The 11957-nt window shown below is 55.4% G+C and carries 7 protein-coding genes; 1 reads left to right on the forward strand and 6 read right to left on the reverse strand.

Annotated elements, in window-relative coordinates:
- Positions 1-481 precede the first annotated feature (481 nt).
- From GGD40_RS27295 to GGD40_RS27315, 5 genes are all read right to left on the reverse strand, one after another.
- A complete protein-coding gene (locus GGD40_RS27295) occupies positions 482-1186 on the reverse strand; it encodes a hypothetical protein (protein ID WP_179745748.1) in 705 nt (234 codons plus the stop codon).
- A 289-nt stretch (positions 1187-1475) separates the two neighbouring features.
- Positions 1476-4568: a DEAD/DEAH box helicase gene (locus GGD40_RS27300; protein ID WP_179745749.1), complete on the reverse strand. Its 3093-nt coding sequence runs from the start codon at positions 4566-4568 to the stop codon at positions 1476-1478.
- A 61-nt stretch (positions 4569-4629) separates the two neighbouring features.
- Complete coding sequence (locus GGD40_RS27305) at positions 4630-5436, reverse strand: virulence associated protein (RefSeq protein WP_179745750.1); 807 nt, start codon at positions 5434-5436, stop codon at positions 4630-4632.
- A 204-nt stretch (positions 5437-5640) separates the two neighbouring features.
- Positions 5641-6945, reverse strand: coding sequence for a reverse transcriptase domain-containing protein (locus GGD40_RS27310; protein ID WP_179745751.1), 1305 nt, complete (start codon positions 6943-6945; stop codon positions 5641-5643).
- A 660-nt stretch (positions 6946-7605) separates the two neighbouring features.
- Entirely contained in the window at positions 7606-8472 is an 867-nt protein-coding gene (locus GGD40_RS27315) for an HNH endonuclease (RefSeq protein WP_179745752.1), read from the reverse strand.
- 350 nt (positions 8473-8822) lie between these two features.
- Here GGD40_RS27315 and GGD40_RS27320 point away from each other — a divergent pair, with 350 nt between their 5' ends.
- Entirely contained in the window at positions 8823-9185 is a 363-nt protein-coding gene (locus GGD40_RS27320) for a hypothetical protein (RefSeq protein WP_179745753.1), read from the forward strand.
- Positions 9186-9725: 540 nt separating this feature from the next.
- On the opposite strand, the gene GGD40_RS27325 is transcribed toward GGD40_RS27320, so the two are convergent.
- Positions 9726-11957 carry a hypothetical protein gene (locus GGD40_RS27325; protein ID WP_179745754.1) on the reverse strand — a complete coding sequence of 744 codons (2232 nt, stop codon included), beginning with the start codon at positions 11955-11957 and terminating at the stop codon, positions 9726-9728.

The raw sequence follows: 11957 nt of genomic DNA on the forward strand, positions 1-11957 counted from the left end.
TAGTTGCAGATAGTCGTTCGTCGCCATGCCAACGGACGCCTCCAGCGCGCGACTTAGGCGCGATGCTGGGTCAAGACGGTTAAGAAGGTTAATTTGGCGGGCGAACGCGCCGAAGCCCACTGCTGTTTGATGAGGGGCCTGTGCCAGGAGCACGGAACGCACGAAAAGGCCTATGGGATTGCCTTGCCGCGTCCATTCGATTGCGGTATCCATAGCGTTCCACGCTTCATTCATACACCGGATGAGGTCGGCAAGTTGCATGGGCACCCGTCCATACAGATGCGGCTTGTCACGAAGCGTCCATAGCGCGAGCCTTTCTGCGACCCACGGCAGTCGGGGGGCGAGGTTGTCATTTCCTCCTGCGTCGACCTGCAGGTATGCGGATATCTGGTTCAATACAGATGCGTACTCAAACTTCCGCATTCTGTTGCGTATTGGCCGGATTGCGTCGACGCAACTCACCCCGTTGTTCCCCACGCAATTACAGATGCAGTCCAAAGTGGTCCGGGCGCGCGAGAATCGCGCCCGCTGCAAACGATGCGCAGACAAGCGGCCACCTTAATAGCTGTGCCACCTTCACGACTCTGTCGCTACGTCGTCGCCGTTCGGCAAGTAACCTCGACACGGCCCCTTCAAGCCGGCTCACGTCATCCTCAAGGCCTTCTTGCCTCATCGCCAGTTGCTGAACGGCCGACACCAGTTCAATTTCAACAATGTTGGGGTATTTCGACATCGGGTGGGTGACAAGGTCGCGTCCGACTATTGGTTTCGAAATGCCACTGGCCAATGCGTGCGCCCCTCGGTTTGTGAACTCGAACTCGAGGCCGAACTGCCTATAAAATCGATGGCGTCTTTCTAGGTTCTCTGGCTTGTAAGAGCCGACATGACTAGCGAGCAACTCTGTCGGAATCACCGAATCATCAGGGGCAACGCGACGCGCCCACTTCACGACTTCATTGAAGCAGAGACTGCCAATATTCAGGCTCCGCAACGACTCTTGCTCAACGACCACGAAGCCGTTGGTGAGCTTGAGCCCGAATGAGCGACGAGCAGACATCGTGCAGACCTCCTCTCTTGTCGCCCAATCGCCGAACCGGTTTGTGTCGACCCGATACGCGACGAGGTCAATTCTCTCGTTCCCGGACTCATCGGATTCCTCCGTACCCATTGCGAGGATGTGATGCATGTCTCTCTTGTCATCTTGAACACGGAATAGCTTCCAAGCGTGGTTACGCCCAGCGTATTTCTTTCGTGCGGGCCACGCGAGAGTGCCCTTTGCTTCTGTTGTGGCAGGCAATATATCCATGCGTTGATTCAGTATATTCGTCAACGAAGACGTTGTTTCTAAGCGTGTCGGACGATGACTTCGGCCGATTACTGTCGCCCGAGCTCAACTCCTAACATGGATGCTGACGGTGCATGGTCACTATGCGCCGCGCCACTGGTCCCGCCAGGCTAGGCGAGGCGCTTGTCTCTCAATCCTCCGTGAGACTGGCAAAAACCATCTGAAAGTACGACGGGTATCTATCAAGAACGGCGCGAAGCACAGCTGGGTTATTGCGAGCATAAGTGACAACAGCTCCTCGAGAAGGATGAACTCCATCGAAGACGTGTCGCAAATCTTGAGTAAGCATCCGGTCTGAAAAACCCGCCTCTTGGATGGCAACAGCCAATGCGTCTGGAAGGCCGTATTTTAGTCCGCTTTGAAGGCGCTTTATCAGTTCCACGGTGTTGACATTGTTGCGGTCGCCATCCTGCTCAAAATACGTCACCAACGCGGTCAGATACAACGAAAACTCATAGCCGAAGCAGTTATCGCAGATATCTACGACGTCTTCAGGCGTGAACTGGCGGGCACCCTCTCCAAATCGCTTCACGATGCCAGCAGCCGAGATGACTTCTCCGATTTGAGAATACGTTGCCCCCGACAGCCACGATTGCGCGACATTTATGAGCAACTCCTTGCCGACGACTTTCTCAAGCAGGTCGTCTTCACCGACTTCAAGCAAGACTGGCCAAATCGCATTCAGTAGCTCCACCTCAGTCTGGGCTGCGAACACGAGGTCACGGCTCCGCTCACACCATCTATAAATCTTCGCAAGTGCATTCAGACCCAAGAGCGTCCGGGAATTCCGCGTCTGGTTAGCAGCTTCCGGCTCACGGTCTTGGACGGCCCGCGCGATTGCGATGAAACAGTCGACCAGTAACGTTTTCTGGTCATCCGAAGCCAACGAGTACGCTAGCGTACTCTTCGCAAGCCCATTGACCACCTCAATAAATTCCTCGAATGCGGTTTCCCCGCGACTAGCCTGCAAGAAGCTGGCAACAGCGTTGACGAGCCGCTCCTTGGTTTTCACCTGCTGCGCGACATGCTCAGGTGTCGCGCCAATACCGGCCAAGTAATGTGCGTCGTCATTGATTTGCGCCAGTGCGTTATCTTCGTCCGCTAGTAGTGCAATGATGACGTCGAAAGCGGCCTGCACTTCCTGCGAGCCATCAACGTTCGTTATTGGAGAAACAAGGCCGAGAAGCGAGCTGCCGGTCGGTTCCACATTCGCGACATTTAAAAGTCCACGAACGGTATCCCACCGCCACCGCTCACGCCGAGCACTCCTACCGTCAAACACGCGCGTATCCGCAAAGATGACGGAACCCTCGATATGCATCCCGGCACGGCCCGCTCGGCCCATCAAGTTGTGAAAGTCACGCACCTTCACTCGCTCGCCGCCCTGATAGATTGTCGACACGATTAGGTATCGGAGCGGCAGATTCACTCCTTGCGCCAACGTGGACGTGCACACGACCAGGGGCACAAGGCCCTCTTTAACCGCGTGCTCGATACAGAGTCGAAGACCTTGTGGTGTATTGCCATGATGCGCCAACACACCGAACCTTGCGCCTTTGGTGACGACCGCCTCTTCGCCGAAATGCTTCGCGTGGAGGTACACCAATTTTTCCAGCTCGGCCTGATTCGCGATTTCTGCCGGCGACGGATAGGGTAAGCCACGCTCAAAGTATTGGACGGCATCTCTGACGATGCCAGCGGCACTATCTTTTCTTCCACAAAAAATAGCGGCGCTACCCTGTGGCGCCAGCTTTAGTCCAAGATACAGGGCAACGTCCGAAGCACTACGTTCGGGGAAGACTCGGACTACACGTTCTCGACCACGAAGTGGAAATGAATGTGGCTCAATGACTCGTGGAACGAAGTAAGGGAAGTCATCAGGCTGACCCAGCGCATCGAACTGAAGAGTGCCGAGGGCATGCTGCCAACTCGTGAATACAACTGAACGCTGGGTCGGCGTCAGGTCCTTTCCGTCAACCACGAGCGCACGCTCGCCGATTAGCCACTTTCCGACTGTAGCTGCATTCGAAATGACCGCCGACACCAAAACGACCTGGGCTCCCCGCGGTAGATACTGTTTCAGCGTGGTTAGTAGCAACTCGTACGTCACGCCTCGGGGCCCCGAATCGAACTGGTGCCCCTCATCGTAAACAACCAACCCTATTTTTGTGGCAATCTGAGGCGCTTGCCGCAAAACATATAAAAGCTTCTCTGGCGTCAGCACTAGAACCTGTGGGGAAGGCTGAATAACCTCGCCTAGCAGGTCCGCAAGCGACTCTAGAAAGTCTTGCTGTAGAACATCCGAGAGCTCGTCGACAGACACCTGCTCGCCTGCGAATGTCTGGCGCAAAGAGTTTGATATTTCATGGCACAGCGCTCGAAATGGTGCGACCACGACTGCCGTCCGGGCTCTGCGGGATAGCATCGCGCTCCGAATTACAAGTTCAATCGCTCGAGTCTTTCCCGCACTCGTCGACATCTGAACGACAGCCGACGCTCCCGCAAATAAGCCGGCTCTTCCGAGTAGGCGCTGTGCTGGCCAAAGCTCTGAAACGAACTTGGGTTTTCGGAGAACGTCTGACCACTGCTCTTCGTCCAGCCGCGAATATCGAGGCAAGTTGAGGCGGCTCGAATTGCCGACCTTGCGTAGAGTGACTGCCACGCATAGGTCCACAAACGCAACATCCCGCGAGCTACCGCTTCGATAGACAGCTTGCCGGAGCCCAGAGCAGTGCCTTAGGAGAATTCGCTCGTCACCTCCGTCGCGCGACAGCAAATCACTCACCGCATGCAACATGGTTACAAGAAAAGGCGAAAATCGAGTTTCGGGAGGAACCTCCGCGTCGTCCCAACGATTCGCAAGCACTAAGCGCAGAACCGTCGAGAAAGGGTCTAACTGTTGGCGGGCACGTGTCGATAGCAGGTTGCTGACAACGAAACTACTACCCGGAATCTCGGCCAAGTAAAACGTCGCTGCAGCAAGTGTCAGCAATTCTTCGTCAAGGTCGACGTCAAACCTCGATTCGACATATGCGTAAAAGAATGCGGCAGCAAATCGCAGACCATTCTGGTCCGTCGCCACTGGAGCGCCGAGCACCGTGCGCTGTTCGAGAAACTTATCGCATACGGCCGCTGCCTCGTCGCCCAGAATACCTATAGCAAGCGCAAACAGGTCTTCAGGATGTGTGCCGGCGGGAATATCGATATGTTCCTCTTCTCGCACCGCGTACTCATACATTCTGGCTTTGGCTTGTGTTATCCCGAACACGCGCCGAGAATTTGCCTCAGGCCTCATCTGCGGCCCTCTCGAAGAGACTATGGGCGAGTGTCATTAAATCCTCTCCTCGAATTACCAGCAAAAGGACAGAAGAGCCGGGAGGATGTGACGCTGTTGTCGTCGTCGCAATCAGCTCAGCATCAAATGCGTGGTTGTTCAGCACGGCAGCCGCGCCGGTCTGTTCGATAAAGGGCCTATCTGGTTTCGCTTGAAAGCGCTCGACTAGAGCTACCCGCGCGTTGTCGCCCTGCATGTGCGCTTTCCGCTTCATGGCGAGCAGCGTGTAAGCTTGCCGTACTTTGTCTTTTGCTGCGTCATCCACCGCGACTTGGAGCCTAGCCTGAGGCTTGCCTGCACGCAACTGTGCTTTGACCTCAAAAGTCGTCAGCGTGTCTTCGATAGAATTACCAGTCGGAGACAAAAAAAGACCGATGATGTCAGTTCCCTTCACCGATTCATTGGGTGTTGCTTTCTCCGCAAATCGCCCCCTGGGAACCCAGTGATTCATGCTGTACTCGAGGAAGTCACAAACCAATATTTCAGCAAAATCGCCAGACCGAATTGATGGTCCGGGTTTGGTGGTATTGGGAAACACCAGGTTTTTCAGAAATTCGGAGCGCGAATGTTCAGTTCCTGCTCGTAGAACGTCAATGTCGTCATCGGAACAGTAGTGCTGGCGAAAATGACGTGCCCACGCCGATAGGACAGCGTTGTCCGGTTGATGTTGAAATTCTAAAATAGTGACCGTCTTACCTTCACCGGTCCTCAGCGGTTCCCCTTGTACCAACCAGTTGAGGTGTTCAGGTGGAGGCATGGATACCCGCGCGGGCTGCTCTCTCAAATGACATTTTAGTTTTACCAGTGTCGGCGATGATATTCATGGTCGCAAAAAACAGGTCGCTTCGTCTAATATCCACGGGGAAGCAAGTCTACACAAGCTTTCAGCGTCTAGGTGAAGGCAGGATGTGCAATGGGTACCTCCCGCCCGTCGAAGCGATGACTGCACACGCCCGAATGTCTATTTGGTTCTTGTACCCGCACGCGACGTGACCATATCAGCGAATGACGGGTCGAACCTAGTGTCGTCCAGTAGATGCATTCCCATCAATCGTTGGCGTTCAGCCGAGTTCAGCGAGCTTGTTTTCGACCGCCAGAGACGGCGAAATTCGGCCAGCTTCACCGCGACGTCATTGTCGAGTTGTCGGAAAATGCGGTGGTCAGTACAGAAAGAAAAAGCTGCGCCCCAAGCGCGAACCGTGTTGGAGACGCGCCAGAGCGTGCTGAGCAAGGTCGGGTCGGAGGCCAACGTCATCGGCTCCGATGTGCCAGCCTTCAGATGTCGTTGACTCGTGAGCGCTTTGTTGCAGAGAGCGTCCACCTTCGCTAGCAACGAGCCGCGGGCGCGTTTTCCCGGCGAGATGGCCTCAGGAGAGACGTCGCAGCCAAGAAAGGAGAATCCCTTCTTGGTTTCCCCTGCCGCCGCCTTTGCCGAGGCAGCAGGACTAGCTTTTGTCGGCGGGTCGTAAGCATCGAGCCCAAATTGCTTGAGTTCATGCTTAAGCTGTTTCAAGCCTTTCAAGGCACGACTCCGATTGGGCGCAAAAATTATCAGGTCGTCGATATAGCGTACAGACATCGTGCCGCCGGTATTTAGCTGCTCGTCTATGTCATGGAGAAGCAAGTTGCACAGAAGCGGCGACAAACAAGAGCCCTGCGCGACGCCGCGAGACGCCAGCGGAAAAATATCTTGGTGCTCGCGCAGCTCGGAAAGGTTAGCGAGTTCAACTTTGACTGCCCGCGTCAACAGCGCGTCGAACTCCGGGTCGTCCGTATGCTTTGTGACGATTGCCAGCAAGTCTTCTTTGGGAACCTGCGTAAAAAAGTCCTTGATGTCGGTTCTGACGTAGTAATGGTATTGAATGGTGCCTTCGTAGGTTTGGGCGATAGCCTTCGCGACCCCGCCATCCTCTACACCACCATGATTCCACGCCTTTTTCTGGATGCTTTGAACGAAAGGCAAGCCAGTCAGCACATCAAGAATCGCTCGTTGTACGACACGCGACGCAATCGGTGCAATCACAATAGGCCGCCTGGCGGTCTTGCCGGGCTTCCTGGCGGCGACGCCGCGAGCTGGCGGAAACTCGAAGGTCCCGGCGACGAGTTGTTTGCGAAGGTCGCTGATGTTCTGCTCGAGCCGCAACTGAAACTGCTTAGCTTCGTCCCGGGTGCTTTCAGAGGTGGAAATCAGAGCGTTAGCGAGCACTGAACGCGCTGCTTTGCGGAGATTGGGTTTGCGGCAAACCTTCCTGTACAGGATACCCATTCTTTTCGCTTCTTATGTTGGGTACGGGGCCGCATTGGTACGCTTGCCCCAAGCCCGAAGAGTCACTTTCCTGCGGGCGCGCCGATGCTATGGCTGACCCGTCCGGCGAGACATTGCTGCACGCCGGGCGCTCCGTGCGAATTTGCGGTTCCGGAGGCCGGACCACTCAGCACGAGGCACAAGAACAAAGCGCAAGCCGACACGCGGCCGCCGACGCGCCAACCGCTGGCACGTTTTTGCTTTCGGCCTGAAACGTCACTTTTGCCTCCAATACTAGGGTTTTTGCCCGAGCTGGCAAGCGCCGCGAAGCGTCAAGGCCGCCCAAGCCTGAAAATAAAGTCTACCGACCGTCCAATGCGACCTCAAAACGGCTGAAGCTACGGTGTTCCGGCTGACTGCGAGGCTTGGGCTGTTTCCTGCGGGCGCGCCGATGCTATGGCTGACCCGTCCGGCGAGACATTGCTGCACGCCGGGCGCTCCGTGCGAATTTGCGGTTCCGGAGGCCGGACCACTCAGCACGAGGCACAGAAGAACTACAGCATTGATACCAGAATTTGATTGCGCTTACAACGACGTTGCATTCTTGCCGCCAAGAGGAAGGAGCAGCTAGTGAAACTGGAGCGGCACCCCCTTTGGGTTTGAAATTCCATAGGCTCGCTCTCAGGTCTGAGCCCGGCGTGCCGGCTTGGGCCGCAGGAACACCTTCTTGCGATGGTGAAGCAAGAATTTTTGCGCGTCTTCCGACAGTGTATCGGTCAACCGCATGCGGGGCGTGAGTCCGAAGGCGGAAGCGGCCTCATGCGAGAGCAGTCCCGACCTTTCCAGCGCTCCCTGCTGGTCGAACGTAATGAAACCCTTGTCAAACAGGACATCCAATCCGGCCGCCAGCAATAGTCCGTTGTGAGGAGAGCGGCACTCATGCGCCGTCGAGTCCTTATATGGCTTGATGTGCGACGCTCGCAAAAGCTCCGGTTCTTCGATTCCGGTAACCGCGCAGGCTCCCTTCCATCGCAGCAACAGTGCGTTTCTAAACTTCTGCTGGTGCAGGCGCGCCTGCTGCAATCGCTTGACCGTCGTCGCAGCGCCTAGCGGAAGCTTTAGCACGTCGTCGCTGTCGACCACATTCCCGCGCAAAAACGATTGGATTCTTTTCGACTTCTTCTGTGGCGCGTACAGATAGCGGACGCTTTGAGGCGGGTGCAATCCGAACAACGTTTTGAAATCCTCGCTGGTCGTGAACAGGCTCACGTTGCGCGCGCGATAGTGCCAGTTCTTGCTTCCCTCGTCCTGAATGAGCCCGGCATCCTCACCTATCCAAACCTGCGCGAAACCTCCGGCTTCCACTTTCTGATAGACGATGACTCTTTCGTACTCAAACTGAGGGGCTGGCCAGTAGCCCGAAGACAAAGTCTTCGTCTTCGCGTCGAACGAGAATTGGTCCGGTCGCTGAAGAACTGTTAACTGAATCATGACGGCCTGCTTGCCATCCATGTAGCGCTTCGCAAATAGCTTGTTATCAATGTTCACCACAGGTCTCCAATGCGAAAGAGGCCGCGTCTGTTCGCTCAACAGCGGCGTCAGTCGATTATGAGCTAGCGAGAGCCCATTAAGTGCGTCGAAGTACAGGCAAACGCAGGGGAAGTTCGTATCCAGCGCGGTCGGTGCCGGAAACGCTTGTCCGCTGGGACGCCCCGGCCAGGTGGAGGTAACTAGAAGCGCTCATCTGCGCCGTGCAGTCAAAGACCGCGCGGTATCAAAGGAATCGACTCGACCGCCGCAGGACTGGTCGGGTTGCCCGTCGGCGATTGCTCGTTCCGACCCGACGCGCCAGGCAACTTGCACGTTTAACTCACATCGCTTTACGGGCAATGGATTCCATGAACCTCGGCCTGCAGATGCCCAAAACAAAGTTAGCGCCCACTTACGTTGAGCACGAAGCGGCCGAGCTGCTTTCAATCCTGCTGGTAGATGTCGCCAGCGACATCGAAGTGGCAGCACGAGACGCAGGGATTTCTGACGCCAGCTTCATTCGTTGTCGGCGGGCGTTGGACCGGCTTTCTTGCGCGCAGTCGATTTTGGAAGCAATGAGGGCGGAGAGCGCGGAGGCGAAAAGCGACGAGGCGGCGCTGCGGATGCGGGAAGCGGTGGAATTGCTGGCAAAGGAGTGGCCGGAAGATTATCCGGCCGGGGCGGTGGAGTGGCTGTTGCTGCAGCCTTGTGGAGCCAAGCGAGCGCTTTAGTGAGCCATCATGGCAATTGGTCCCTTCTTCCGGCTGACCCTTCCCCTCAAGCGTTTCGAGACCGCCGGGGGCCACTACTAACTGAAACTGAAAGTTCCCGCTAGCCGAATGTAACAGTGGGCCTCACCTCGGGCACCGAATACAACAACGCCGGCGGTTTTTGATGTGCTCCTAGCAAAGAAAAAGGCGCTGTAATCGCTCCAGCGCCCTTCGTCGATTAGTTTGTTATACGCCCCGCCGGCTAGGGCTTCCAAGGGTTTAGCTACCCCGTAAATAAAACTTTTTCACGGCAGCGTAAATAAAACTAATCCACCTTTGCACACGTGGACAGCACTATCAGTTTCAGTTAATCCGGCCTTTTAGTTTCGATTAGTTCGAGACGGTGGTCCGGAAAATTTCAGCGATTTCAGCACCTTATCCTCCCGCGACGTCGGCGGCAGTCCGACGACTTCGAGCCATCGGTAGATGACGGGAAGGGCGAGTTGTCGGCCAGCGCTGCAACACTATCAGTATCCGTTAATGGCTGGCTGTTACGCCAGCTCAGACGTCTCCGGCGAAGCGTGCGTCATCGTCAGGGTTATATACGCCAACCCGTTGCTCTCCGACGGACTCACCGACGTTCCAGTCGCGCTTCGCCCCGAACATCGCATGCGCTGCAAGTTCTGCATCTCGGTTCTCGGCATCGACCTTGGCTTTACGCGTATTGGCTTTCACCCCTTTAGCCGCGTGACGGGGCTTCAACCCGTGCGCGTTGGCCATGACCGCCTTCATCCGTCCGGGCAACTTGCCTTCGCGTGCCCTTACTTCAGTCTCATATGCTGCAGCTCGCCCGCGTAAGCGATTCCGCTGATGTACTAACCAGATGTTCGTTCCAAAGTGGCGCCGATATTTCGGCATCATGTTCAATAGCCGCTGCCGTCCGTCGTCGTCTACCCAGATGAGAAACCGGTTGGTATCTGGATGGGGCTTTACCACGATTTCCATCCTGTTGGCTTTGCCCGAAGGTGTCGAGACGTTCATCTCCCACAACCGCTGAAGTACAGAATTAGTGTACATTGCGCCTTCCCATTTAACCGTTCCCTTGGAAGCAACTTTGACTGGCTTTGACGGTAGAAGCTTCGAGTACGTCTCACGTGCAGACCATTCTATCGCCGCGTCGGCAATACGTTCCTTGCGGAGTTCGTCAAAGTAAGCCTTAGGACTGTAGCTGGTCATCTTCTGTGCCAATCTCTCAGGCAAGCGGTCGAAGATATTTCGTTGAGTGTTCCAGTCGTGGATATAAGTCAGGACCAGCTCTACGAATTTCTTGAATTCCACTTGCGCCCATCGTTCGGCGTGCGACTTCCCGTCCTTGTCATGCGACGAAGCCGTCCGCTTGTAGAAGCCCGGTAGTTCCGCGAGTGCATCTTGAATCGCGCGATTGAATGCCTCGACCAGGCCTTTATCTCTCCCCTTGCGGGAACGCGCGATTCTGACACCGATTTTCATTTCATTCGCTAGCGGACCACGGAGAGCTTGGGCGATGCCGGGGCCACGGTCGAATCTTGCTTCGTCGCAGCAACCATTCACAAACCCACCGGCGAGAGCTTCTAATCCGAAAGTGCGTAGCAGTTCATCCTTTGGCACGAAGGCATTAAAGAGGCAGTTGCGATATCCATTGGCCGATTCATTCTTCGTTGTGATGTGAACGCCGACGATTGCAGAAGACTCTACGCACACCCCAATGATTACGCATGCCTTTCCCATCGGATTCAATACGTGAGTTCCCCATAGCAACTGCGCGTTGAAAAGCAGCCCATCGAACTCATAGATATCAATTCGACCACGCGTGTGGTCCGAACTATGCCCCACTCTCGCCTTCGCTGCGTCCCAATCGTACTCGCTATCGAAGTATTTCTTGAGTATGTGCTCGCGAAAAATCTCACGGCCAATCTCCAGGAACCGGCGTTTGCGTGGGAGCCTTTCCAGAGGGATGGGAACGATTGACTCAACACCGTTGACTATTTTCTTTTTCACAAGGACCTCGTCCCTAAACTCAATCCACAGCGTCGAAAGGCGGTACTGACCCGCAAGCCCCACCTTTCCCTTCAGGTCATGGATTGCACGCGCGCGCTCAAGCAGGAAGTCTCGCCATTGCTCATAAAGCTTTGGCGTCATTCTGCAACCGCGAAGACGGGTGTTCGGATTTTCTTTCCACGTAGACAACCTTGGACCGGGTTTTCGAGTATTTAGGTAAAGGCGTCTTCGTACGGTTACGCCCTGGTTAGGCCGCAGGGTAAGCAGCGAGTTTGGCTCCGCTCCATACCAATAGAAGGTAGTGAGGAGACGTCGAATTCGCTGTTCGCTAACGTTGCTCTCTTTCGCTGCTTGTTTAATTAAGCTGGTTCGCAATTCTGCGTCGAACAACATCCGCTTCCCCCCAATCGCTAGCATCACTCCTATTTTGGCTAACCTAGCATCGCGCTCGGCCATCTGCTGCTGCATCTGCTTTGTCGTTGCATCTTCGTTCCACTTACGCATCCATTCGGGACAAACGCATTCATCGACAATCGACCAATCGTTCCGGTGTTCGAAGAAGCTCTTTCGACCTCTGGTCTCTGGCAAGCGCGACGAAGGAACCTTTTCGCTAGTGCTGACCCGTAAAAATGCAACCATGTCCGTGTCTGGGTCCCACCCAAGATACCTCAAGAGTTCCCCATTCTTCGCATCGTTTTCGCGGATAAGCGCGGCCTGTCGAAACGGCTCGTAAGCAAATGTGGAGGCTAACGTCAT

Source organism: Paraburkholderia bryophila, from assembly GCF_013409255.1.
Taxonomy (GTDB): Bacteria; Pseudomonadota; Gammaproteobacteria; order Burkholderiales; family Burkholderiaceae; genus Paraburkholderia.

Excerpts from the sequence above, each read along its gene's own strand:
- GGD40_RS27295 (WP_179745748.1), bottom strand. The coding sequence starts at position 1,186 with ATGCATCACATCCTCGCAATGGGTACGGAGGAATCCGATGAGTCCGGG.
- GGD40_RS27305 (WP_179745750.1), bottom strand. The coding sequence starts at position 5,436 with ATGCCTCCACCTGAACACCTCAACTGGTTGGTACAAGGGGAACCGCTG.
- GGD40_RS27310 (WP_179745751.1), bottom strand. The coding sequence starts at position 6,945 with ATGGGTATCCTGTACAGGAAGGTTTGCCGCAAACCCAATCTCCGCAAA.
- GGD40_RS27320 (WP_179745753.1), top strand. The coding sequence starts at position 8,823 with ATGAACCTCGGCCTGCAGATGCCCAAAACAAAGTTAGCGCCCACTTAC.
- GGD40_RS27325 (WP_179745754.1), bottom strand. The coding sequence starts at position 11,957 with ATGACGTTAGCCTCCACATTTGCTTACGAGCCGTTTCGACAGGCCGCG.